The sequence below is a fragment of the Acinetobacter sp. SFA genome (assembly GCF_001647535.1).
Lineage (GTDB): Bacteria > Pseudomonadota > Gammaproteobacteria > Pseudomonadales > Moraxellaceae > Acinetobacter > Acinetobacter pecorum.
On record NZ_LSZI01000007.1, the window covers coordinates 1 to 25,130 of the forward strand.

The window sequence follows — 25,130 nt, forward strand, 5'->3', positions numbered from 1 at the left end:
CCCATGTGAGAGTAAGTCATCGCCAGCTCATTATTCGAAACACCCCCGGTCTAAAGGCCGGGGGTGTTTTTTTAGGCCTGGAGTTTATAGTAAAATTAAATATAGTAAAAATAATATTCTGAATTTACTCAAGGTTATTTACTATTTTTAAACTAGCCTGATTGTGTTTTAATCGTTTAAAGCTTAAAACCTAGGAATCTGCGTGTTGGAGGTATTTGCACAGCTATGTGGCGGGATTGGTTTATTCCTGCTTGGCATGACTTTAATGACCGATAGTCTTAAAGATATTGCAGGTGAAACATTAAGACAGTGGTTAGGGCGGTTTACAGGTTCTCCTTTTAAAGCAATGATTTCAGGGATTGCTTTAACCTTGATAGTGCAATCTTCTACAGCCACAACTTTAGCAACTATTGGCTTTGTCAGCGCGGGAGTTCTTACTTTTTCGCAGGCCATTGGTGTCATTATTGGCGCCAATATCGGTACTACCAGTACGGGCTGGATGGTGGCTTTTCTGGGGTTAAAGTTTTCTATCGGGCAAATAGCTTTACCTCTGATTGCCATAGGTGCTTTACTTAAAATATTAGCCCATGGACGTACAGCACTCACCGGCCTGGCACTTGCAGGCTTTGGACTGATTTTCTTTGGAATTGACTTGCTTCAGGTCGCAATGTCAGGTGTCGCAGAGCATCTTGACCTTTCAGTTTTCTCCACCAAAAGCGTTGCTTCCAAATTATTGTTGGTACTTTTTGGTTTGATCATGACTGTGGTTTTACAGTCTTCCAGTGCTGCGATTACGGCGACACTTGCTGCATTGGCAAGTCAGGCCATTCAGCTTGATCAGGCTCTAATGCTCGTTATTGGCCAAAATGTTGGAACTGTCGCAACTGCAGTGCTCGCATCTTTTGGTGCAAATGCGAATGCAAAACGAACTGCTGCTGTGCATGTCTGTTTTAATGTCGTGAGTGCAATTTTTGCATTTTGTATTTTAGTTCCTTTATTTTTATGGTTTCATCAACCGCAGCATTTTTTATCCAGCTGGGATAATGTGGTAATTGTGGCTGCCTTTCATACTGCTTTTAGTGTATTTGGTGCCTTATTTTTTATGCCATTGATCGGGCCTTTTGAACGGCTGTTGGTTAAATATATTCCTGCACATGAAGATTCATTATTACAAGCTTTGGATGATGCCAGTTTGGCTGTACCTGCAGTAGCCATTAATACAGCAGAAAAAGTAATTTTTAAAACAATAGCAACCCAATATTTTTGGATACTCAAGGCCATCAAGTCGGCTGAACTGGTTTCGGCGAATGAATTAAAACAGCAGGATGAATTAATTTATAAGTTACAAGATTATTTAGAAAAAATTATTGTGCCGGAAAATAGTCAAGATCAAGCCCGGCTATTTAGCTTGTTGAGGATCCTGGTTTATCTAAAAGTATTACGTAGTGACCTAGAAAATCTGGAGTATGTTTTAAATATCCGAACCCAACCTGCAATCTATCAGATTGCCCTGGATTTTATCCAGATAGTAGAAAATGAAGGAAATATTCGGCTGGGCCTGTCTTCATCTGATGATCTTCAACAACTCTATATAGAGCTGGAAAATTTAAAGCAATGGAGTAAACAGCATCATGCTGAATTACGAGAAAAAATAAATAGTTATGCCTCTACTTATCAGCTGAATGCAGTCAAGACCTTGGAGTTGTTGGCTGCTCAGCGCTGGTTGGAACGCCTAATTTCACATAGTCTCCGTCTGGTGAATGTGCTAAAAGAGCGCCAACAATCTCTTAGGGTTGCTGAAGCTGACGACGAGCATGTTTAAGTGCAGATCTGAGACCTTCCTCTAGCGTCGGGTGGTAAAAAGGTTTGGCAAGGATTTGATGAATATCCTGATCGGCATCTATGGTCCAGGCAAGAAGATGGGCAAGATGTTCGGCTTGAGAACAGAACAGTTCTGCGCCTAATAATTTGCCTGATTTTTTATCAATATAAACTTCAATGCCTCCCTTATTTTCAGCAAGTACCAGTGCACGACCTTGATTTTCATAGGAGGCAAATCCTCGAATAAACTCAATATTTTGTTGTTCTAACTGTTTAAAACTTTGCCCGACAATAGCCATTTCTGGGTAACAAAATACGATTGCCAATGGGGTGAGCACTGGAATCGGTTTGACTTCAGGATAATTTAAACAGTTATGAACCACCTCTTTACCGGCATGAGCAGCCTCGTGTTGAATGGGGGCATCAGGGGCGGCATCACCCACTATAAATATTGGCATATCTGCGAGTTGTTTGGTTTTTTTATTAATGGGCAGTTTCTTTAGATCAGTAAAGCTCGGGTCTAACTGGTCTAAGCCCAAGCGATCCAGATTACTCTGACGTCCTGTAGCACCCAGAACATAGTCAACCTCAATACTTTGAACTTGATCATTTTCGGTAAAATCAATCTTAATGTGACTCGTCTGTTTTTTAACTTGGTCTGGTAAGATTTTAAACTTGATGTTGATTTCTTGACTGAGTTCTTTTTGGGCTAATGACTGTAAAGTAGGGCTGCTTAGAGCACCGACTTTCTGACTACGAGCAAACATCGTGGTTTTTACCCCCAGTCGTTGCATAGCCTGAGCCAATTCAATGGCAATCACGCCACTCCCGATCACTGCTAAAGACTTGGGTAATTGAGAAAGTTCAAAAATTTCGTCAGAACTTAAATATTTATTTCCTAATTCTTCCTTTAATGCTTTATCGATATGCGGTCGTGAACCCACTGCAATAATAAAACATTTAGCTTGATAAGACTGTCCATTAACTTCAACTGTATGAGAATCAATAAACTTCGCATGACCAGAAATTTTATGTGAATTATCCCATTGGTCTATGCCTTTCAAGGTTGCTCGAATAAAACGTTCTCTTAAGTGTTGTAGACGTTGCATGACGCTTGAAGTATTAACCGTAACATCCTGAAGTAAACCGAGATCTTTCGCAGATTGAATATCGTGCATACGATTTGCAGATGAGATCAGCAGTTTACTTGGCATACAGCCTACACGGGCACAGGTCGTATCCCACGGACCATCATTGATAATTAAAATATTTTTGGTGTATTTAATGGCTTCGTTATAAGCGCTGATGCCTGCAGTTCCGGCACCAATGATAATAAGGTCGTACATAAATTTTTTAATCTTAAATGTAATACTTTTAATCTAATATAAAAAAACCTCCTTTCGGAGGTTTTTTCAATTCGTTACATTTAATACTTAATTAGGCTTGGAGAAGTGAATTCTGTTACGACACCATTAGCCGTATTTTTAGATTGTCCTTCATATGTAATGCCATTAATAATATGTTTAAACTTCAATATCGAATCGGCAGCAGATTTTTTAAAGTTAAGAAGATTAGGTCCTTCTAGGTAAATACTCCCAACAAATTCTTTAGCATTCAGTGTTGGTACTTCATGCTCAACACGTGTACCGGCAATTGAAACGCTTGGTAAGTTCAGTGTTTCAATACCATTAAGAACTTTATAAGTACTTGGTAATACACCTAAAGTAGAATCGATAAGGAAATTAATAGGTTCGGCAAATGCAACATTAGTATTGTCATTTACTAAGGTATTAAAGCCTGAACCTGCTTCTGTTACATAGTATTCACTATTATCTGAGGTTTTAGGTACTTTATAGATGCTTAAAGCCCCCATTTCGGTGCCTACTGTTTCCCCGAGTTTAGTTACAGTTACTTTAAAATTACTAGTTTCATTATTAATGAGAATAAATCGTTTTTGTAAACCCTCAGCCTGTTCAAATGGATGTGAAAATGAACCAGCAATAGTAATATCTTGTAAGTCTTTTAATTTATTCTCATTTTCAAATACAAGTAGATATGTTTCACCATAATATGATTCTAAACTTGGAGTGATATCATCAGATTTTAAACGAATATTTGCTAGATCATCTCCAGTAATACGATCATTCTCATTAATATCGCCTTTATCAATAACAAAATCCCAAGAATCATAGTTAGATCCTAGTAATTGATTAATTTGATTTCCTTTAAAAATATAACAAGCACGAAAGTCAATTTTACTTTCTTCAAAGCATTTTTCTTTGCGGTTAGTCGCTTTAAAAGACTTAAAGTCAACATTCCGAATATCTTGTGAAATTTTCAATATACTTTGAGCATAAGCATCCAGTGCGTGATCGACATAGCCTTTTTGCTGAGGTTCGGCTTGGCCAAATAGTGATGCTGCCTCAACTTTGAGTGCATTGAATGTTTTTTGAGCATCTGCAGGCGTTATATTGTCATTGGGGCTAGGCTGATTTGATCCTGGGGCATTATTACTATCTGTATTGTAATATCCTTCGCTACCACCGCCCCCACATGCGGCTAAAAAACCTGATAAAGTGATAACAAGCACACTTTTATTAAACTTCATGTTTTACCCCAAAATAATTATTTACAAAAACTATAGTTATACTGTTTTAAGATTATCATAGATAAAAAATGGCGCAAAGAGCGCCATTAGTTTTTTTATAGGCTGACTTATAAGGGAGTTCCCACATTCACACCCACAGTCGGCTTCAAATTCATCGAGCTACAGCCTGTAAAAGCCAAACTACAACATACAATAATCAATAATTTATTCATGAATCAATCCTTGAGATTTAGCTTGGTTAAACAAAGCTGCTGAACGTGTACCACTACGGCAGACCATTAAAATAGGCTTTGGCAGCTCATTGTAATATCGGGCAAATTCCTCAATATTGGCCTGAGAAATATGACCACTTATTACTGGCTGATAAATCACACTGACTTGAGACTTTTCTGCAATCGAGCGTAATTGACTTACCGTAACGGCATTACCAGACTCCTGATCAGGGCGGTTTACAATCACGGATTTAAAACCCTGCTGAATCAATTGCTCAAACTTATCCAAGGTCATTTGACCGGTAACACTCACCGTCGCGGTCAGAGCACGACTCAAATTCTGCGCAGCAAAAACAGGTGAAGTACAGCTAAAACAGATTGCGAGTACTACACCTTTCCAAAATGACTTAGTCATCCAGCAAGTCCATCTGTTTTGCCAGTTGATATAAATTATTTGAGCGGTTTCCAGTACGGCAAAACATCAAGATTGGTTTGGGTAATTCATTATAATGATTGGCAAAAGTGCGGACATCAAGCTCGGTAATCTGACCGGCAACCACCGGCTGGAATACATAATCCAGACCTGCTGCACGTGCAGCCTCTTCGATTTGTGCACTGGTTGGCTGCTCAGAACCACCTTCCATATCTGGGCGGTTGTTGATAATCGATTTAAAACCTTTTTCAACTATTTGAGAGATATGTTCAGGACCAATTTGGCCAGTAAAGCCTACATTTTCGCTCATGATGTCACTCCATTATGTCATTTATCTAGATATGCTTTATGATAGCATTAAGCTGAAAACATGACGGCTTAGTTCTGAAAAATTTATAAATACGATTACAATTATAAAATAATGCAATGGAGCGCATATGTACGCTTATACAGTCGAACCACTGTATGTTAAAAGCGGTCAGGAAGTGATTGCTGCGGATTTTTATCATCCTCAACAGGTCGATAAACCGGCTGTGATCCTGATGGCCCATGGTCTGGCAGCTTTACGTCATTTTAAACTGGTGCAGTATGCACAGCGCTTTGCCAGTGCTGGCTATGCTGTGGTGCTGTTTGATTATCGCTATTGGGGCGGGAGTACAGGACGTCCACGTGAACTGGTATCTATTAATGCTCAGCTTGAAGACTGGCGGACTATGATCAGCCATTTAGAGGCACGTAAGTCGATTGACAGCAAAAGAATTGTACTTTGGGGCACTGCGTTAAGTGGCGGTCATGTACTGACACTTGCGGCAGAGCTTTCAAATATTCAGGCAGTAATGGCACAGGTACCGTTTGTTGATGGAGCAGAAAGTGCCAAACTTTATCCTTTGCAGCAATTGCCTAAAGCTCTGAAAATTTCCAGCCAAGACTACATGGGTGCCAAGATTGGTATGGCACCGAAAACCTTACCCGTAGTAGACCCTCATGAACTCTGTTTTATGCCAACCCAGGACAGTTATCAGGGATATATGTCCATCGTGAACCCGGATTATTACTGGAGTGGTCATATTCCTGCACGCGCATTCTTTAAACTGATGCGTTATCGTCCCATTCTGGAAGTACGTAAAATCACGATTCCAGTTCTGTTCATTGCAGCAAAACTGGATAGTCTGATTCCCATTGAATCCAGTCGGGGAACTGCCACCAATATTGCACCATTTGTACAATATCATGAGTGGAATATGCGACATTTTGATATTTATCATGGCGAATGGTTTGAAAAAGCAGTTTCGACCCAATTAGAATTCTTACATCAACATATTGGAGTGCGCTAGATGATTATTGTATGTCCGGAATGTCTGGCCAAAAACCGTGTTCCTGAAGAAAAACTAACCGCTAACCCTGCTTGTGGTCAATGTCATCAAGCATTGGTTCCATTGGCACCGATTGAATTGAATGAGCAGAATTTCAGCCAGTTTGTCACGCATAGTGATTTGCCGATCCTGATCGACCTATGGGCGGACTGGTGTGGGCCATGTAAAATGATGGCGCCGCACTTTACCAATGTTGCCAAACTCTATCCCAATGTGGTTTTTGCCAAAATTGATACAGAAGCAAATCCACGGCTAAGTGCAGCATTTAATGTACGCAGTATTCCGACGCTGGTTTTAATGAATAAAAGTAACGAAATTGCTAGAATAAGCGGTGCATTACGCTCAAGCGAGCTGCAAAAGTGGCTTGATCAGCAGTTAAATGCCCCATCCTAATTCACAAGCCTGGAGTTCAAGTGTCAGATTCTCATAATAAACCAGAGGGAATTCTTTCCCTGCAGACCATTGCGATGCCTGCGGATACCAACTGGAGTGGAGATGTATTTGGTGGCTGGATTGTTTCACAAATGGACTTGGCGGGAGCAATTCATGCAGAGCGCTTTAGTAAAGGACGCTGTGCGACAATTTCGATTAACCAGATGACCTTCTTGGTTCCGGTGAAAGTCGGTGATGTGATTAGCTGCTATACCAAAATTCTAAAGGTCGGCAATACCTCCATCCAGATGGAAATTGAAGTATGGGATAGCCATGACGACTCACGTCCGCCTGTACGCGTGACTGAAGGGGTATTTACCTTTGTGGCAGTGGATGTGAAGGGCAATAAACGTCCGATTCCAGAGGAAGCAAAACAGAAGTTTCTAGAATCTCAGCAGAAGTCATAATTCGTCTCATAAAAATCCCAGATTAATGATCTGGGATTCTTTTGTCTGTATTGCTATCAGGTCTGCTTCAATTGCTTTTTGGAAATCCAGGCCCAGAGCATCTCGCATTGAATGGGTGCTTCCCCCGATTCATCACTTACCATAACTTGAACCAGTGTTTCACCTTTGTCTGAACTTTGCATAAGCTGTTGCTGTTCAGCAGTCAAGGTAGCAACTGCCGTCAGGGCACCTTTGGTCGGACGTTTAAAGTCTACTTTTAGACTTTTAATCAAAACCACTGCGCTATCTGGTACATTCATTGCGGTTACAAACCCGGTTGCTGTTTCTGCCAGCAGGGCCATTGCACATGCATGAATTTGTCCAATATGGTTCTGCATGGCTTTATGATTGGCCATACTGACTACCACTTTGGACGCACTCATTTCCTCATAACGAATCTTGGCAGAGCCGACCATCGGGACCACCCGGCCAAAAGTTTTACTTAACAAAGCAGTACGAATACCTTGCGGTAATCGTGCAGTGGCTTTGACTAATCTGGCTAATCGGTTGTTCTTTGCCATAATTCCTTCTACAGACGTTGCTGACTTAGTCTTTAAAGTTATTAAACTGTAAAGGCAGACCGAATTGCTGTTCTTTCAGGTATGCCATCACTTGCTGCAAGGTATCGCGTTTTTTGTCAGTCACACGAATCTTGTCGCCCTGAATAGAAGATTGCACTTTAATGCCACTTTCTTTAATGGCCTTATTAATTTTTTTTGCAGTATCAGAGTCAAGACCATCTTTAAGCTTGATCACCTGAATCACATTTTTGCCTGAAGCGGTCATTTTTTGTGGATCAAGTGCCTGAATGTCAATCTTACGTTTGAAGAAATGGTTTTCCAGCATGTTATATACCTGTTCACACTGAAAATCACTTTCTGTACTGATTTTGATTTCCTTGTTTTTTTCATTCAGTTCAATAGAAACGTCCTGACCACGGAAATCAAAGCGGGTTGCAATCTCTTTTTGGGTATTTTGAACTGCATGATTTACTTCAAAAATTTCTAATTCAGAAACAATATCGAAAGAAGGCATAGTTTAGACCTTTACAAAGGGAAAGAATATCTGAGATGCTAGGGATGTTTTCTTCATTTGCCAAGTGTTGTTTACATCAAAGGAGTGCACAATGATCCGTAAACAAGAAATTACAACATTTGAGTTCCCAGAAAATGCCATTATCTGGGATGTACGCGATGCAAGTGCTTTTGCTGAAGCACACGTGAAAGGGGCGGTAAATCAGCCCATTAACGATCTTTCAGCAGATAGCCTGACTCAGGTGTCAGCGGATCAACCGATTTATATTTTATGTGGTGGTGGGAGTAAAGCTCCACGTGCAGCTGAAAAATTAGAGGGTTTTGACAGCTCACGTGAATACGTCATTCTGATGGGTGGTACTCGTGCCGCTCGTGATGCCGGTATGCCGCTGGAGCAAGGTGCCTAATAACCTTGTGAAAAAAAGCGCCGTCAGGCGCTTTTTTAATGGGGGTAATATTTTTCCCTCTCTCATAGGGAGAGGGAACACCTTTAAAATAGGATTCTATATTTGAGGTTTTAAATACGGTTTTTTCATTTTCACTTTCTTTTGAAAACGGGTCACGCTGAGTTTTTTCACTACATGAGATGGAACCAGACAGGCTTCTCCCAGAATCTGGGCGGCCAAGATTTCACTACAGAGTGGTGCAAACAGAAAGCCTTTAGACCCGAGACCAGCAAAGCTATAAACTTCCTCATCTACTTTCATTTTACCGAGTAAAGGGAAATAATCCTGACTTTGCGCACGTAGCGATGCACGGCCTTGCCAAGTCTCGATGGAAGGAAGAGATTTCGCATATTCAGGAAAGACACCATGGATAAGTTCATAATTATGCATATGATCTTCTGCTAATACCTCTGTATCATCCCGGCCTGGATAAAACGAAGCCCCGAGAATGAGTTGGTCGGCATTGAGTTGCATACAGTAGCCGCCATAGCTATAGGCAGTATTTTGACTTAAAGGCTGGGCTTGATTATTTACCCAGCTGACTTGTCCGCGAATCGGTTTCAGGGGAGGATGATCTGCAAAAAACTGCTGGGTTTCTCGTGCAGTACAGACAATCACATGATCAAACTTGCCTAAAGATTGCTGATCTACAAATAACTCAGGTTGTATAGTCGTTTCAAGATGGCTAATTTGGGCCTGTTGATATTGAATATGAGGATGCTGCAAAATTTCATCACGTAACTGATGCGGTGAAACCGCGCCAGCTGCTAACAGTTTTAAACTTGGAAATGCAGTTTGTATCTCCTGATCTTTTACTGTTTGTGTAGCCAGAATTCCTTCGGGATATTCGTCTGCCAATCCTAAAAGCTGTTCAGGATTTTTTAAGGCGAGTTGATTGACCTGAATCGGGCGGAAAGCCTTAAATTTCCGATAATGATTTAAGGCATGTTGCCAAGACAAGGTCATCAAATGTTCAGCACTTTGCTCAACCGGACAGAGTTTGGGATTGAGCAAGGCCAGTGGATTGCCAGAACCTCCGGAGAGAGGCGCCGACCGGTCGTAAATCGTGACTTGATGACCACGTTGAGCGAATGCCCATGCCGTACTCAAACCTGCGATTCCTGCGCCAATCACAGCGATCTGGCGAGGCCTGGCGTTTATCTCTAAAGCTGACTCAGTTTTTTTTTGCGCACTTTCCTGAGTTGAATATGGGGTACTTTCTTCAGTCGGATTCCAGATTGCTTTCAACATTTCACGTTTATGGCCAAAACCACGTGGACGGGAAATTGAAATCCCGTGATTTTTTAAGCCACGCTTTAAGACACCCGCGACACTAAAAGAGGCAAATGTCGTTCCGGTTTCTGACAAGCGCACAATATGGTTTAAGACATTTTCTTCCCACATATCCGGATTACAGGAAGGCGCAAAGCCATCCAGAAACCAGGCATTCACCGCTGCAGTTTTTTCAATGACCGGGAAGATATCGTGGGCATCGCCTAGCCATAGATCCAGACTGAAACGTTCTTCAGGAAAACTGAGTCGATGACAGCCAGCAATTGGCATTGGATATTGAGAAATCAGCTGATCAGCCAAAGGTTTTAACTCAGGCCAGGCATTCAGGGCACGGATCAGATCTGCTTTAGAGAGCGGAAATTTTTCCACTGAAATGGCATGCAAATGACTGTGATTATCCGGACGCACCTGTTGCCAGAGCTGCCACAGGGCCAGAATATTTAAACCAGTACCAAAACCCGTTTCACCGACACAGAAATATTCAAAAGGTTTTAGGTTTGTCAGGCGAGTGCTGAGATCATTGCCATTTAAAAAGACATGCAGGGTTTCCAGCAGGCCATTGTCTTTGGAAAAATACACATCACCAAATTGCTTGGATACAGGCACATCGATGCCATCCACCAATTGCCAGTCCAGATCGGCAGTTTGAATTGCGTGCGACAAAACGGTTACAACCTTAAAGATATCGGGAAGAACTATAGCTTACCACTGACGGCGGCGTTTGGTATAAACATAGCTCGCTATCAGGAAGCCCAGCAGTACACCTACTGCCAATGTTGCTGCGCCGTAGAGGAACATCTGGGCACTACGTTCACTTTGTAGTACCTGTACCTGAACGCCCAAGTTATCATTCTTGAGCTGTAATTCCTGGTTTTGCGATAGGGCATCCAGATTGGCTTTTTCCAGTTGCTCTAAACGGGTGGCCTGATCTTTGACCAAGGCTTTTACTTTGGCATCTTGCTGGGCTTTTAGCTTGGCGATTTCTTCTGCGGTTAACGGTTTATTTTCAGCAGGTGGCACCGGCTGGGCAGAAGTTGCTACTGCAGGAATAATGGCAGGTTTTGGCGGCGACTGGTTTGGTGCAGTCGCTGCTGTCGCTCGAGATGGTGCTGTCTGATTTTCCGGAGCCACAGGAGCAGGCGTAACTTCGACTGCCCATAATGGAGAAATCATGAAACATAGGCCAATGATACTGGCAGTAACAACACGCATGGACCTTATCCTTGAGGAAATGCTTTATTAAATGGTTTGACATCGATATGTTCGTACACACCTTCTTTTAAAAATGGCTCATCCTGTAACCATGTATCCAGTGCTTCACGACTGTCAAAATCGACAATAATGGTACTGCCGTAAAAACCGGCTTGTGGATTGGCCGGATCTTTAGGCATGGCACCTGCAACAATCAGGCGACCTTCAGCATTTAAATGTTCCAGACGTTCAAGATGTTGTGGGCGAATCGCGAGGCGTTTTTCCACTGTACCTTCCCGATCGGTACAGCTAACGACGAATAATGGCATGATGACTCTCAATCGTTTGTAGTTGGACTTATTCAGCGGTCTTAAAGTATTTGCGCAATACAATAAACTGAATAATGATAAAGGAAAACATCACGATCATGTCACCGAATGCGGTAAATTCGCCCCAATATTTTCCATCCATCCACAAATAGGCGAAAAAGGTATGCAGAAATGACATCAGCACAAACATCGCCACCCAGGCATAGTTCAATTTAACCCAGCCTTTTTCGCTTAGGTTGAATACCGGACCAAACAGACGCTGAATCAATGGCTTTTTATCCTTGCTAAACCAAGGGGATAATAAAAAGGCACCGGCAAAGACCAGATTCAGTAATACCGCTTTTAAACGGATATAGAAATCATCGCTGAGCATCAGGGTAATGCCACCAAAAATCACGGTCATAAACAAGACAATCCATTGCTGCTTGTCCAGGCGGAATTTTTGCATGACAAATAACGCACCATAGACGACCAGCATGGAAATAATCAGACCTGTGGTTGCAACAAGAATATTATTATTGTCGACACCCCCCGCAGAACCGATCAATTGCAGCAATTGATGGTCAGTGTCTTTTGGATCTACAGTTTTATATAAATAAAAGAAAATAATGAGTGGCACAAAGTCTAAAAGTGCTTTCATGTTAGAGTATCTAAATCTGATCAAATAAATGTCATAGTATAGAGATGCACGGCGTAGATTTACATACACATAGTAATATTTCTGATGGAACTTTCAGTCCTCAGCAACTGGTCGAAGCGGCTGTGGAAAAACTCATCCATACTTTGGCACTGACCGATCATGACACCATGGACGGTTTGGTATTGGCGGAGGAAGCTGCCAAAAATCATGAGATTAAGATTATCTCCGGCGTAGAGATATCCAGCCAGTGGTCGCGGCCTGCGACCAAAAAAAACTATGGTGTGCATATTGTGGCACTTAATATCCAGAAGCCTGAGCCGTTACAAAAAGCCCTCAATCAGCAAAAGAAAATCCGGGCTGAACGTTCTAAGCAAATCTGTGATCTGCTGCTTCCTTTAATTGGGGAGGATATTTATGCTGATGTACTGACCAAAGTGGAGAATATCCCTGATCGGGTGACACGAACGCATATTGCCAAAACACTGGTAGAAAAGGGTATTGTGACCCGGCCGCAACAGGCCTTTGATAAATATATCAAGGAAGGCAAAAAGGCCTATGTCAAATTTGATGGCTTGAGTCTTGAAGAAACGATTCAGGTGATTCATGCAAGTGGCGGTTTTGCAGTACTGGCACATCCGACCAAATATGATTTATCTGCGACCAATATCCGTTATCTGATCGAGATCTTTGCCAAGTTTGGTGGAGATGCGGTGGAACTGCCACCGGCGATTGAGCCAAGTTCCACCCGGCAGATGGTAGATCGAATGATTGCAGAACATGGTCTGAAAGTTTCGATTGGTAGCGATTTTCATGGCGACCATATGCCTTGGATTAAACTGGGTAATGTCCCGAGCCTGAAACCGGGTCAGATCGGGATTTGGGAGAGTTTTACCTAGGGATTTCTTTATTTTGATCTTCTTTATTTGTAAGGAGAGTTAGCTATCACTGATAGCAAAGGATGAGTGAGGCTAATCTTTTAAAGCAAATTATGATCTTTGGCCTGAATTGGTGGAGGTGTTGGTTTGCCCAAAGTTCCTAACAGTTCAATTTCAATGGTACGTACCATCGAGTCCAGTGGCAAGTCATTGCTCTGGGTACCAAAGGGCTCTTCAATTTCCGAACTTAAAGCATCTAATCCTAAAAAGGTATAGGCCAAAATGCCGACCAGAAAAGGCGTAAACAGACCGAGCGTTGAACCCAGACTAAAAGGCAAAATAAAACAGAAAAAATACACGGTGCGGTTGAGCAAGACTGAATAGGCAAAAGGCAAAGGCGTCGTCGCAATCCGGTCACAACCAGTTTGGACAATACTCAGTTCTGCTACATGATTATTCATCTGCATATAGATGATGTCGGAAATTTCACCTTCTTTAAGTGCCTGCATCAACTCCCACTGAATCAGACTTAAAGTATATTGCGCTGCATTTGCCTGCTGATAGAGTTGGGTCACAGCCTGTTGGCTCATGCCACTGGTTTCTACCAGCTCAGTCGGATTGGCTGTCTGGTGGCGAAGGCGATCACGGAGTACATTGGCAAAGACAATCACATGCTGAATCACACGTTCCCGACGACCTTGAGACAGCATCCGGCAATCACGGTCAAAGTGGCGTGAATTAGCAATCAAAATGCCCCAAAGTTTACGCGCTTCCCACCAGCGGTCATAACAGGCCGAGTTTTTAAATCCGAGAAAAATCGACAGTACTACCCCAATCAGGGTAAAGCCGACCAGCGGTAATTCTGGAAAATGAAAATAGCCAATATGTGACAAGCCACCGATGATGGCCGAAATCAGCATGACCACGCCCAAAGGTGGCAAAACTTTAGGCAAAATCGTCCCTCGCCAGGAAAACAGCAGTTTAAAAACACTCGGCTGGTCACGTACGATCATTTATTAGAATCATCACAATTTTTCCATGATCTTGTTGAGTTGTGCCTGCTTTGTCAAGTGCTATTCAATACTGTACTTCCGGTTTGATGAGTTGCTGTTCCGCAAAGGAAAAACTGCCTTCCAAGGCGATAATACAATGGTCAATCAGATGGATATCTACCAGTTGGCAGGCCTGCTGAATCTGACGGGTCAATGCCAGGTCAGCCTTGGACGGAGAGGGCCGGCCCAGCGGATGATTATGCGCAATGACAATTGAGGTCGCCTGCTGGCTAATGGCATAACGCAATAACTGATTAATGGAAATATCACATGCATTGATTGATCCATAAAACAGTTTTTTAAATGCAATTTTTCTTAAACTGGCATCCAGACACAGCACAGAGAATACTTCCTGTGTTTCACCGAGCAGTTCAAAGCGTAAATAGTCTCTCAAGCGCTTGGAATTGGTAAGTTCCAGTGCATCCTGCTTGAGGTGTTCGGCAATATAACGTCGTCCAAGTTCCTTGACAGCCATCAGCTGCGTGTATTTGCTGATGCCCATACCATGAAACTGACTGACTTCCTGTAAAGGGGCATCGAGTAGAGCAGTCAAATGACCAAAATGCTGAATCAGCAAACGCGCCAGATCAACTGCCGAATGTTGCTGTGAACCTGAACGTAGAAATATGGCCAGTAGCTCGGCATCGGATAGACTCTCAGCCCCATATTGAATCAAACGTTCCCGCGGCCGCTCTTGCTCCGGCCAGTTTTTAATAGAAAATTGCATGATGATTATACTTTTTTATTATGAATTATCAGTTTTCCCGCAAGCCGATCTCTTGGGAATGCGATTATTTAATGCTATTGTGAGCCTCACTGCAACAGCAAGGTAATCTGTTTGTGAGCTTTGATCTAAGTGTAATTCCCCATAAAAATATCATTCTGGCCGTCACTGGCGGTATTGCCGCCTATAAAAGTGCGATTTTGGTCCGCCGTTTGAAAGATGCCGGCTTTGATGTGCGAGTGGTAATGACCCATGGTGCACAGGCTTTTATTACACCTTTGACCTTCCAGGCCTTATCGGGCAATCCCGTGCATACCGAATTACTGGATCCTGAAGCAGAAGCTGGAATGGGGCATATCGAGCTGGCGCGTTGGGCTGACCTGTTGCTGGTAGCGCCTGCCAGTTGTGACACACTGGCAAAATTTGCTGCAGGTCTGGCAGATGATCTGCTCAGTACTTTATATCTGGCAACAAAAGCGCCGGTCTGGGTGGCGCCAGCCATGAACCAGCAAATGTGGGCGGCGAAAGCAACGCAGCGCAATCTTGCGACACTGATCGAAGATGGTGTGCATGTGATCATGCCGAATGCTGGTTCACAGGCCTGTGGGGATGTAGGTTTGGGCCGTATGCCTGAACCGGAAGATTTAGCCGGACAGGTGACTGAATATTTTCATAAAGCCCAACGTGCGATTGCGGAAAAATTTGGCTTGCTTGCGGGTAAACAAGTCACGATTACCGCAGGCCCAACCCGCGAAGCGATTGATCCGGTACGTTATATTTCCAATCACAGTACCGGGAAAATGGGCTTTGCACTGGCTGCAGCCTGTTATGCGGCAGGAGCGAATGTGACCCTGATTGCAGGGCCGGTCAGTCTGGATACGCCGAATGGCGTAAAACGTAAAAATGTCTCTTCTGCCGTACAAATGCTGAATGAAAGCATGCACATGCTGGAGCAGGGTTGTGACATTTTTATTGCCACCGCTGCGGTAGCCGATTATCGTGTGGCACAGGTTGCCGAACATAAAATCAAGAAAGCCGGAGATGAACTGAATGTGGCGCTGGTCAAAAATCCGGATATTGTTGCCACTATAGCCCAACAGGAAAAACGTCCGTTTATGGTCGGTTTTGCTGCAGAAACCCGCAATATTGAAGAATATGCTGCCGGAAAGCTGGTGGCTAAAAAGCTGGATATGATTGCCTGCAATGACGTTTCACGTGCTGATATCGGTTTTGCTTCAGATGAAAATGCCATGACGGTATTTTTTGCCGAGCATTACCAGCTGGAAAAACGTGATCTGGAAAAAGCCTCCAAGCAGGAAATTGCCCAGCAGCTGGTTGAAGCGATTCATGATGCCCTGCATCACGATCCCCTGGCAGAAGATGATTTCTAGACTGAATCAATATGAGAAAATTAAAAAAGCCCTGAGATGATCAGGGCTTTTTTAGATTATGCCTACTATTTAGTTAAATATCATCAAATTGGTTTCAAAATAGGCTGACTTTATAGACCAAGGATTTATATATTGTTTTATGGGAAAAAGTATAAAATAGATCACAGAATAAACCAAAGATAAAAAATGTGACACAGATAGAATGTGGTTGGAAACAACAAGGAGGGGGCGATATGAAAAAAATCATGATGTTATGGGTGATCGCCTGCCTGGCCGGATGCAGTTACTTTGTATCAATTGATGAGCTGGCCAGAAATATTCAGGAACAGATACAGCGGGAATTTAATGCTAATCCTGACTATCAGCATTATCGTCTCACTGTGCGGAATGTAAAAATTGTCCATCGCCAAGGCAATGAGTTTGAGGCAGTTTCACAACTGAACTATCAGGGGCATGAATATCCCGTTAATGTCAAAATTATCAAGGTTAATGGCGGCTATAGCTGGTCCATTGAAGATGATGCTTTTGCCTTCATTGATGAAATCGAAATTGAAAAATATCGCCAGCAGTTAGATCGTGAACTGGAGCAACTGTCTGCATCTCTAGACGATCTGGAATCTGTAGAAGAACCGGTAAGAGTTGAACTAAGCTCAAATATACGTCCAGCAATAGAGCCTGTGGTACAGGCAGCCTCTTATGATGAGGAGCCGATCCCCGTCGGTAATATTACGGCGTATACGCACTGATCAATGCGTCATCTTTATAAAAAAGCACCGATAACCGGTGCTTTTTGTTTTTTAAGATTCAATCTGCTGATGTTCACGTACGTAATCTTCAGTACGCTGCATCGCTTCCTGAATATTAAACAGGGCAGTTTCTACATCTTTCAAGGTTTTTGCATTCCCACCGCTTAGCGCTTGACGCCATTTGCGTGCGCCTGGCAAATTCTGGAACAGGCCCAGAATATGACGGGTAATAATGGATAAAGGTGCGCCTTCTGCCATACGCTGGGCAATATAAGGCAACATCTGCTGCATAATGTCAAAACGGTCTGGTGCATCCAGATTCCACAATTGTCCCAGTTCTGCCAGCAAATAAGGATTGTGATAAGCTTCACGGCCAATCATCACGCCATCAACATGTTTGAGGTGTTCCTGCGTCTCGGCATAGGTTTTAATTCCGCCGTTGATCTCGATAAGCAGATCAGGACGATCCTGTTTTAAACGGTAGACATCTTCATAGCGCAGTGGTGGCACATCACGGTTTTCTTTAGGCGACAGACCTTTTAATAAAGCAATGCGTGCATGCACAATAAAATTGTTGCAGCCGGTTTTAGCCACAGTATCGACAAAATGTAGCATCTCTTCATAAGATTGCATGTCATCAATCCCGATCCGATGTTTTACCGTTACTGGGATCTCCACTGCATGACGCATTGCATCAATACATTCTGCCACTAGATCAGGTTCTGCCATTAGACAGGCACCAATTTTATTATTCTGCACCCGGTCACTCGGGCAACCTACATTTAAATTAATTTCGTTATAACCCCAATCCTGGGCCATTTTGCTGCAGGTTGCCAAGTCTTGCGGATTTGAGCCACCTAGCTGTAAAACGATCGGATATTCTTCCTGATTGAAATCCAGGTGTCGTTTGGCATCACCATGAATGATGGCACCCGTTGTCACCATTTCAGTGTACATAATGATATTCGGGTTAAACAGACGGGCAAAGAAACGATAGTCCTTAGTCGTCCAGTCCATCATCGGTGCGACACTGATTCGTGGAGATTGAGCAGTTTCAATGGGGTTGGTGAGAGTCATTAAAAAATCATGCCTTTAATCATGGTGGTGCAATCTGCGGAAAATCTATATTTAGCCAGAGTACGCAATTTGCATGTAGCGCCAAATTTTACACCATAATGAAAAAATAATTCATGTTATAAATTGATCAAGAAGGTTGATGCTAAAAAAGAGCATTGAAAGGTGCGGGTTTAAAACCATGACAATATTGGAATGAATCGGAAACGAAGTCTTTTTTAGAGAAAAACAAGAAAGTAAACAGATTTGGCCTGCTCAGTCTATAAATATAGAAAAATAGGAAAAGCCAGTATCATGATGAAGCCCTAAAAGATCAGTGAGATCTTTTAGGGCAGAGGTGGAATATTTACTTTGCTAATTTATATTCATACTGTTCGTACTTAACAAGAATGATCAGCTATTCATTAAAAAAGAAATCTGCCAAGGTAGGGGAATAAACCCAGATATGGCTTCAGTTCCTTCATTTGAATATTATTTTTTCTTTTTACCTTCTTTTTTGTATTCCTCATAAGCTTCAGCAGCCAGATTGCTTAAAGACATGCCTATCGCAGCATATTGATATTCATTCAGGTTTGCCAAGGATGCACGGGCTGAAGGATGTTGAACACCAAAGCCGGAACCAGGCAGAAGCACTACACCGGTTTCATCTGCGACCCGGAACAACAGTTCAGTCGGATTTTTGTTTTTCATGATCCAGTCTGCAAAGTCATCACCATACAAAGTACGTGCAGTATTTTCCAGGTTTACCAAGGTGTAATAATCCACACTATTTGGATCTTGTGGAACGTCTACTCCTAATTGGCGATACAATGCTGCATCCCGTTCACGTACAACTGATTGAACCGCTTTTTTATAATTTTGACGTGAATCCATCATATTAAACAAGGCGAAAAGAACCATCTGTACCTGTTGAGGTGTCGATAAGCCAGCAGTGTGATTTAAGGCTACATTTCGGCTATCTGCTACCATCCGGTCAATAAGTTTGATACTTCCAGGATCCGTGGTAATGGATGAATAGCGTTCTGCAAGTTCCTCCTTATCCTTCTTGGAAAGTGCTGCAATTTTTTGATCCAGAATATTATTTTTGGTGAGTGCAATGATACCAAGACGCCAGCCTGTTGCGCCAAAATATTTCGAGAAGGAATAAACCAGAATGGTGTTATCAGGACACAGTGCAAATAATGATGTGAAGTTATCGGCAAATGTTCCATACACGTCATCAGTCAGAATAATCAGGTCAGGACGTTTCTTGACAATATCTGCGATGATGGCCAGTCCTTCATCATTTATTTTCACGGAAGGAGGGTTACTTGGGTTAACCAGAAAGAATGCCTTAATAGACGGATCCTCTAATTTACGCAATTCAGATTCCGGATACTGCCAGTTAAGCGCTGGATCAGCCTGAATCATCACTTCTTCAAGCTGATAATCGTTAAGTTTAGGAATTTCGATATAGGGAGTGAAAATAGGCGCACCTAGGGCAATGCGGTCACCATAGGAAATAATTTTATTTTCTTTTAAAGAGTTAAAGATGTAGGCCATTGCAGCAGTACCACCTTCCACTGCAAACAGGTCCAGTCCTTCCTTAGGCATACTTTGTACGCCCATCTCTCGAAGTACATATTCTTTAATGATTTTTTCACTGATTCTCAGCATCCGGTCAGGCACAGGATAATTACATCCTAAAACACCTTCTACCATTTCAAGCAAAAAAGCGTCCGGATCCAGTCCCAGTTGGTCACGTACATACGAAATCGCTTTACCCAAGAAAACCACACCTGGTTTATCGCGATTTGCCAGGATAAATTGTTCAAAGCGCGACTGTAATCCTTGTGAACGTGGAAATCCACCTAGGCCTTCAGGCATATATGAAAATGAAAATTCTGATTCAGTAGCAGCAAATAAACCGAGTTGAAAAAAGGCACGCCGTGGCACAGTCGCAAGAAAATTTGGATTACCGCGACCGGCATTCAGCATCATGCGATCCGTTCGGCTGGTTGCCAATGCAATTAGTTCATCTTTAAGTTCAAATGGACTGAGTTTTGAGTATTTTGAATAATCAACGTTTCCCATGGGGAATCTCCAAAATTATTGTAAGCTGGATCAAATTAAAATTTATTTGTGTATTTAAGCCAGCGCCACAATGAGTGGACCAAGCAAGGTTAAAAACACATTGGCTAATGCATAAGTAATGGCAAATGGAACTGTTGGAATAGAGTTTCCGGCTTTATCCAAAACCGCACCAAAAGCAGGGTTGGCACTTCGGGCACCTGATAATGCTCCGGCCATTACTGCGACGTTGTCATAACGCAGGACATAGCGGGCAAAAAACATGGAGAGAATGAGTGGGACCACTGTTATCACGACTCCAATCATAAACAGGGATAGGCCACTTTGCATAATCGTATGATAGGCCTGCAAGCCAGATTCCAGACCTACGGCCGCCACGAAACCGGCCAGACCTAAATCTTTGAGAATTTGAGAGGCAGCCAGAGGCATATTGCCTCGTGTCTGATTGCGGCTATGCAGCCAGCCAAACAATAAACCGGATAAAAGTGCTCCTCCGCCTGCACCTAGCGTTAACGGCATGTTGCTAATACGGATAACAATTAAACCGATTAACAGACCAACAACCAAACCTAGGCCATGGAAAACCCAATCTGTTTTTATGCTTTGGGATATAGCACGACCACCCTCTTTGACCATCCGGTCAAGATCATTTTTTGTACCATAGACAGTAATGACATCTCCTTTACGAAGAACAGTATTATCATCCATGGGTACTGATTCATTATTTCTTTTAATTCCAATCACATAAACACCATGTTTTAGATACTCTGGGGTGTTAGCCCTCACATCTCCTAAGGTGCGATTGATGTATTTGGAGTTTCTGAGAATCATATCTGTGGTAGACATGACTATTTCCATGCCTTCGGAGGATTCCAGTTCAGTCCCGATATGTTGAGCAATTGAAACAACACCGGCTCTACGACCAATCACCAGAATAATATCATCTGTCTCGAGCTTGGTTTCTAGAGAGGCATCGATAAATTGAGTGCCGCGTTTAATCCGTTCAATGGTAATGTTGGGGATTTTTGACTGAAGCTCTGCAATTGTTTGTCCTGAGGCCTGCTGGACTCTATAAATACGCCCAACAATTTCAGGCATGGCCGGTTCCTGCCCAGGCGCCAGTTGATAAGCACCTTTGAGCTGTTCAGCTTGAGCCTTGAGCGCATCATCACGAATACTACGGCCCATAAATTTTGGCACGGTGCTTGCGCAGATAATGATGGCACCGAGTGACCCAAAAATATAGGTTAATGCATATCCAACCGCGACATTTGACTGAAGCTTCTGGATCTCGGCAGCAGGCAAGTCGAGACGGGAAATTGCATCGCCTGCTGTACCAATAATTGCCGACTGGGTCAGTCCGCCTGATGCCAGACCTGCTGCCATCCCTTTATCTAGATGGAAGATTTTTGCCATGATGAGCACGGTAGCCAGTCCGCAAACTGCCAAAAATACCGCTAACAGAACTTCTTTCATAGATTTTGGTCCCAGCGATTTGAAAAATTGGGGACCACTTTCAAAACCGACTGCATAAATAAACACTGCGAAGAGTATGGCTTTGACGCCATTATCAACAGTTACACCAATAAGACTGAGTACAGCGGCAGCAAGCAATGAGCCAGCAACGCCGCCAAGCTGGAATTTACCGAATCGAAATTTACCAATCCAAAAGCCTATTGCCAAAGATAAAAACAATAGAATTGAAGGGCTTTGACTTAATTCATTTTGTATCCATTCCATCATTTTATAGACTCACTATAAATTGTGTTAATTGATCTATTTTTTTTGATTTGATATATTTTTGTGACTTTATAAAAATATTATGCTTGATTGAGAAAAATGCAAATCATGTTCTTTAATATTGAACTTAATTTAATCAAATATTTAGTGTTTATAATATTTTTTTTAAAGAAGTTTTTGAGGGTTAGTTACATTTTGGAACAAAATATGATTTTTATTTAAGTCTATATTTTATTTAATGAAAATATTGTTTTATTTAAACTTGGTTTTATTTAATTTTTTTAAAACTTTGTAATTAATAGTCTTTTTTTAAAAGTGTTTTAAGGTCAATATGTTATTTTTCACATATTAAAGAGTAATTGTTACTATATATTTAATCCTGGTATTATTTGGAATTTAAAAATAATTTATTTTTAATGAATATTAACTTAAATATTCATTAATTTTAATTCTTGGTGTAATGTGGTTTTCTTATATTAGGTTTTAATTTTTATATTAAATTGTGGTGTGTATTTTTGATATTATAACCGTTTATTTTATTGTGACGAAAATAATATAATGTGGGGTTGGATTAATTCCTGAGCTATTTGCTTTAAATAATGGGCTTTTGAAAATATTAATTGAATAAGCCTATATAGATCTCACGCTCAAAAATCAGTTTACAACCTTATTTATTTTTCATTTTTAATACACTTTCCATTCACTCTTTTTCGGCAAAGAGGCAAAAACTAATGCCTTGGCACCTGGTAGGTACGGTTGATGTACTCGTACTGAATTGCAGATATTAAAAAAAAGAGGGGGAGGAAAATAAAATTAAAAAAACAAGCCCAGTAGGGCGAGCTTCCTGTTGAGCTCTGCCAATGTCAGCTAAAAATGAAATTGGAATTCCCAGTCATTTCTCAGTGGTATATTTTGATAGTGAGAGAGGAATAAAAAAACGCTATAAATAAGGAGAACAATGATGCTGTTACTGGAGGAAATTTACAAAAGCTATAAAGCACAAAATTCGGCACATTTTAATTTAAGAATTCATCGTGGAGTGGGCTGGTTTAAAAAATCACTGGAGCTGGATCGAGATCTGGATTTTAAATTTATCAGCCTGTGGATCAGCTTTCAGTCTATTTATGCAGAGGAGGGCGATCTGATTCAGGAACAAGACAAGTTACATCAATTTTTAGAAATACTTTGCCAAAACGATACAGAACAGAAAATCGGCCATATTGTCTGGGAAAAATATAGCCAGCCGATTCATTCACTATTAGATAGCTCATATCTAAATCAAAGCTTTTGGGATTATCGCAATCAAAAAATTAGTCTGGAAAACTGTCAGGCAGTACTTGAGAACCAGAAGCAACAAATACAGAATGCCTTGCAGGAAAAAAATTCAGTTGAAGTTCTAAAGCTGTTATTTCATCGTTTATATACCTTACACCATCAGCTCACGCATGGCGGCATGACCTACCAAAGTTCATTGAACCATAAGTCATTCGAGAAAAGTTGCCGAATTCTGGCAGCATTATTGCCAGTTTTTATCTTTATTTTATTGGAAAACTCAAAAATACTGGATTTGAATAAGCCCTATTATCCGGCAGCGCAAGTCAGCTAAATAGGATTAAGCATCATGCCAACTTCCGTGCATGATGCCATTGATCCAACAGGGTGAATAAGGCAGCACTTAGAGCCAGCCCGAGCCCTGCCAGACAGGTCATGCTCCATCCACCATGATGCCAGGCATATACGCCTAAGGCCGAACCACAAGCACCCCCAATAAAGTACAAGGTCATGTAGAGTGAGTTCACCCGTGATTTGGCATCCGGGCGCAGGCGAAAAATCACGTTCTGGTTGCAGCTATGAGTAATTGCAAGTCCCAGATTTATCAGCCCGTAACCCAGGATATAACTCAACAAGGACACTGCACCAAAATACAGGAAGATCCAGCTTCCAATCAGGATAAAGCAGCCGGTCCAGCTGAGTATTTTGATATGGCCACGATCGGCCCATTTGCCAATAAACTGCGTAGAAAGCGCGCCAAATACACCCACCAGAGTGACCAGTCCGACCATAACATCAGAAAGCTGAAAAGGTTCCTGGGTCAATAGCAGGGCGATGGTCGAGAACAACATGCTCATGGCAGCAAATGCACACGCACCTGTAAGTGAACGCAAAACCAGACGCGGCTCCTGCTTGAGTAATGCTGCCATGGATTTAAAAATTGCGGCATAGCTGATTCTCAGACGTGGCAAGCTCGGTAACTTTCCTTTTAGGTAAAAGCTTAAGGCCAGCATAATTATACCACTGAGGATATAAATCGTTTTCCAGTGAAACAGGTCGGAAAGTAACCCGGCAATACTGGTCGAGAGCAGAATGCCTACCAGCAAGCCACTCATCAGAAAGCCGACCACTTCTCCAGTTTTTTCCGGTTTGACCGCCATCGTAGCCAAGGGGATTAGAATCTGCGCCGCGACAGAAAACAGCCCTGCAATGATGGTACCGATCCAGAGCATTGGCAGATTCACTGCACTGGCACAAATAAATAATCCTGCTGCCGCACCCAGCATGAGAAAGGGGATCAGTTTGGTTTTATTTAACATGTCGCCCAAAGGCACAATAAACAGTAACCCCAAGGCATAAGAAATTTGAGCAAAGGTCACAGTGAGTGCCACTTGTGATTCAGGTACCTGATAATACTGCTGAATCGATGAAATCAGGGGCTGGGAATAATAGTTAGCGCCGGCACATAAACCGCATGCAATCGCCATCAGCCATAATAAGGGCTTGTTTTGACTGATATCGAGAGGCGTGTTCATAGGGTTAACCTTGTATTTAAGCTGGAAGAATTTAAATGAAAAAAGAATAATGTAGAAATTGAAGGCACTATAGGTCAGAAGTTATTACTTTAAAAGTAAAGAAATATTGTCATTATGAAAAATTGCCAGAGTTCAGGCAGATTAAGTAAAGGCTAGCAAGCTCACCTCGAAAATATGAGTGAATAGTTATGGAGTTTTTTAGCTTTTAATAAGAGAGCTGCTTCATTAAGACGCACCTCGGTGCAGATAAGGGTAAAAAAGGGGCATGAGGGTGAAAATAGTTGAATATTTACTCTATTTTGTTGCGCAAATATGGTGCAAAACCTGATTTTTCAATGAGTAAGTCAGATCCATACATTAATATAATAAATGGTCCTTAAGGTTTTTTTTGAC

At 42.0% G+C, this 25,130-nt stretch carries 25 protein-coding genes; 9 read left to right on the forward strand and 16 right to left on the reverse strand.

Features of this window, described 5'->3' with window-relative positions; genetic code table 11:
* Positions 1-202 precede the first annotated feature (202 nt).
* The gene (locus tag AY607_RS04290) at positions 203-1,822 is read left to right on the forward strand and encodes a Na/Pi cotransporter family protein (RefSeq protein ID WP_064101873.1); all 1,620 of its coding nucleotides are present in this window, start codon (positions 203-205) and stop codon (positions 1,820-1,822) included.
* On the opposite strand, the gene AY607_RS04295 is transcribed toward AY607_RS04290, so the two are convergent.
* The 4 genes from AY607_RS04295 to AY607_RS04310 all read right to left on the reverse strand — a co-directional run bounded on the left by AY607_RS04295 (position 1,788) and on the right by AY607_RS04310 (position 5,384).
* On the reverse strand, positions 1,788-3,167 hold the full coding sequence (locus AY607_RS04295; RefSeq protein ID WP_064101874.1) for a dihydrolipoyl dehydrogenase: 1,380 nt from the start codon (positions 3,165-3,167) through the stop codon (positions 1,788-1,790). The genes AY607_RS04290 and AY607_RS04295 overlap by 35 nt on opposite strands.
* A gap of 80 nt (positions 3,168-3,247) precedes the next feature.
* Entirely contained in the window at positions 3,248-4,429 is a 1,182-nt protein-coding gene (locus tag AY607_RS04300) for a hypothetical protein (RefSeq protein WP_064095241.1), read from the reverse strand.
* Positions 4,430-4,633: 204 nt separating this feature from the next.
* Positions 4,634-5,056: a beta-lactamase hydrolase domain-containing protein gene (locus AY607_RS04305; RefSeq protein WP_064101875.1), complete on the reverse strand. Its 423-nt coding sequence runs from the start codon at positions 5,054-5,056 to the stop codon at positions 4,634-4,636.
* Positions 5,049-5,384: a TIGR01244 family sulfur transferase gene (locus AY607_RS04310; protein ID WP_064095239.1), complete on the reverse strand. Its 336-nt coding sequence runs from the start codon at positions 5,382-5,384 to the stop codon at positions 5,049-5,051. Before AY607_RS04310 ends, AY607_RS04305 begins: the two co-directional genes overlap by 8 nt.
* Before the next feature lie 127 nt (positions 5,385-5,511).
* Here AY607_RS04310 and AY607_RS04315 point away from each other — a divergent pair, with 127 nt between their 5' ends.
* The 3 genes from AY607_RS04315 (at position 5,512) to AY607_RS04325 (ending at position 7,286) form a co-directional block, all read left to right on the forward strand.
* On the forward strand, positions 5,512-6,408 hold the full coding sequence (locus AY607_RS04315; protein WP_064101876.1) for an alpha/beta hydrolase: 897 nt from the start codon (positions 5,512-5,514) through the stop codon (positions 6,406-6,408).
* Positions 6,409-6,840, forward strand: coding sequence for a thioredoxin TrxC (trxC, locus tag AY607_RS04320; RefSeq protein WP_064101877.1), 432 nt, complete (start codon positions 6,409-6,411; stop codon positions 6,838-6,840).
* 74 nt (positions 6,841-6,914) lie between these two features.
* Positions 6,915-7,286, forward strand: a complete 372-nt coding sequence (locus AY607_RS04325; RefSeq protein WP_218955192.1) for an acyl-CoA thioesterase — start codon at positions 6,915-6,917, stop codon at positions 7,284-7,286.
* 56 nt (positions 7,287-7,342) lie between these two features.
* Here the strand turns inward: AY607_RS04325 and AY607_RS04330 are convergent, their stop codons facing one another.
* The gene (locus AY607_RS04330) at positions 7,343-7,846 is read right to left on the reverse strand and encodes a DUF4442 domain-containing protein (protein WP_064095235.1); all 504 of its coding nucleotides are present in this window, start codon (positions 7,844-7,846) and stop codon (positions 7,343-7,345) included.
* Positions 7,847-7,871: 25 nt separating this feature from the next.
* The gene (locus AY607_RS04335) at positions 7,872-8,360 is read right to left on the reverse strand and encodes a YajQ family cyclic di-GMP-binding protein (RefSeq protein WP_064095234.1); all 489 of its coding nucleotides are present in this window, start codon (positions 8,358-8,360) and stop codon (positions 7,872-7,874) included.
* Positions 8,361-8,451: 91 nt separating this feature from the next.
* Between AY607_RS04335 and AY607_RS04340 the strand changes: the two genes are divergently transcribed.
* Positions 8,452-8,766 carry a rhodanese-like domain-containing protein gene (locus AY607_RS04340; protein WP_064095233.1) on the forward strand — a complete coding sequence of 105 codons (315 nt, stop codon included), beginning with the start codon at positions 8,452-8,454 and terminating at the stop codon, positions 8,764-8,766.
* Positions 8,767-8,862: 96 nt separating this feature from the next.
* Here the strand turns inward: AY607_RS04340 and mnmC are convergent, their stop codons facing one another.
* From mnmC to AY607_RS04360, 4 genes are read right to left on the reverse strand one after another with little or no spacing between them, the layout of a single operon-like run.
* Positions 8,863-10,761, reverse strand: coding sequence for an FAD-dependent 5-carboxymethylaminomethyl-2-thiouridine(34) oxidoreductase MnmC (mnmC, locus tag AY607_RS04345; RefSeq protein WP_064095232.1), 1,899 nt, complete (start codon positions 10,759-10,761; stop codon positions 8,863-8,865).
* Positions 10,762-10,800: 39 nt separating this feature from the next.
* Positions 10,801-11,310 carry a hypothetical protein gene (locus AY607_RS04350; RefSeq protein ID WP_064095231.1) on the reverse strand — a complete coding sequence of 170 codons (510 nt, stop codon included), beginning with the start codon at positions 11,308-11,310 and terminating at the stop codon, positions 10,801-10,803.
* A gap of 5 nt (positions 11,311-11,315) precedes the next feature.
* A complete protein-coding gene (locus tag AY607_RS04355; protein WP_064095230.1) occupies positions 11,316-11,618 on the reverse strand; it encodes a YciI family protein in 303 nt (100 codons plus the stop codon).
* 28 nt (positions 11,619-11,646) lie between these two features.
* Positions 11,647-12,258 carry a septation protein IspZ gene (locus AY607_RS04360; RefSeq protein ID WP_064095229.1) on the reverse strand — a complete coding sequence of 204 codons (612 nt, stop codon included), beginning with the start codon at positions 12,256-12,258 and terminating at the stop codon, positions 11,647-11,649.
* Positions 12,259-12,302: 44 nt separating this feature from the next.
* On the opposite strand from AY607_RS04360, the gene AY607_RS04365 reads away from it, so the two are divergent.
* On the forward strand, positions 12,303-13,154 hold the full coding sequence (locus AY607_RS04365) for a PHP domain-containing protein (RefSeq protein ID WP_064101878.1): 852 nt from the start codon (positions 12,303-12,305) through the stop codon (positions 13,152-13,154).
* 80 nt (positions 13,155-13,234) lie between these two features.
* Here the strand turns inward: AY607_RS04365 and AY607_RS04370 are convergent, their stop codons facing one another.
* Both AY607_RS04370 and radC read right to left on the reverse strand, forming a co-directional pair.
* A complete protein-coding gene (locus AY607_RS04370; RefSeq protein ID WP_064095227.1) occupies positions 13,235-14,146 on the reverse strand; it encodes a bestrophin family protein in 912 nt (303 codons plus the stop codon).
* Between the two features lie 64 nt (positions 14,147-14,210).
* Complete coding sequence (radC, locus tag AY607_RS04375; RefSeq protein WP_064095226.1) at positions 14,211-14,912, reverse strand: RadC family protein; 702 nt, start codon at positions 14,910-14,912, stop codon at positions 14,211-14,213.
* A 113-nt stretch (positions 14,913-15,025) separates the two neighbouring features.
* Between radC and coaBC the strand changes: the two genes are divergently transcribed.
* Both coaBC and AY607_RS04385 read left to right on the forward strand, forming a co-directional pair.
* A complete protein-coding gene (gene coaBC, locus AY607_RS04380) occupies positions 15,026-16,300 on the forward strand; it encodes a bifunctional phosphopantothenoylcysteine decarboxylase/phosphopantothenate--cysteine ligase CoaBC (RefSeq protein ID WP_064095225.1) in 1,275 nt (424 codons plus the stop codon).
* A 233-nt stretch (positions 16,301-16,533) separates the two neighbouring features.
* Entirely contained in the window at positions 16,534-17,046 is a 513-nt protein-coding gene (locus AY607_RS04385) for a hypothetical protein (protein ID WP_064101879.1), read from the forward strand.
* Between the two features lie 51 nt (positions 17,047-17,097).
* Here the strand turns inward: AY607_RS04385 and dusA are convergent, their stop codons facing one another.
* The 3 genes from dusA to aspT form a co-directional block, all read right to left on the reverse strand.
* Positions 17,098-18,123, reverse strand: coding sequence for a tRNA dihydrouridine(20/20a) synthase DusA (gene dusA, locus AY607_RS04390; RefSeq protein WP_064101880.1), 1,026 nt, complete (start codon positions 18,121-18,123; stop codon positions 17,098-17,100).
* Positions 18,124-18,591: 468 nt separating this feature from the next.
* On the reverse strand, positions 18,592-20,193 hold the full coding sequence (locus AY607_RS04395; RefSeq protein WP_064095222.1) for a bifunctional aspartate transaminase/aspartate 4-decarboxylase: 1,602 nt from the start codon (positions 20,191-20,193) through the stop codon (positions 18,592-18,594).
* Positions 20,194-20,247: 54 nt separating this feature from the next.
* On the reverse strand, positions 20,248-21,933 hold the full coding sequence (aspT, locus tag AY607_RS04400; protein WP_064101881.1) for an aspartate-alanine antiporter: 1,686 nt from the start codon (positions 21,931-21,933) through the stop codon (positions 20,248-20,250).
* A 958-nt stretch (positions 21,934-22,891) separates the two neighbouring features.
* Between aspT and AY607_RS04405 the strand changes: the two genes are divergently transcribed.
* The gene (locus AY607_RS04405; RefSeq protein ID WP_064101882.1) at positions 22,892-23,536 is read left to right on the forward strand and encodes a HEPN domain-containing protein; all 645 of its coding nucleotides are present in this window, start codon (positions 22,892-22,894) and stop codon (positions 23,534-23,536) included.
* 13 nt (positions 23,537-23,549) lie between these two features.
* Here the strand turns inward: AY607_RS04405 and AY607_RS04410 are convergent, their stop codons facing one another.
* Positions 23,550-24,737: an MFS transporter gene (locus AY607_RS04410; RefSeq protein WP_064101883.1), complete on the reverse strand. Its 1,188-nt coding sequence runs from the start codon at positions 24,735-24,737 to the stop codon at positions 23,550-23,552.
* Between the last annotated feature and the right edge of the window lie 393 nt (positions 24,738-25,130).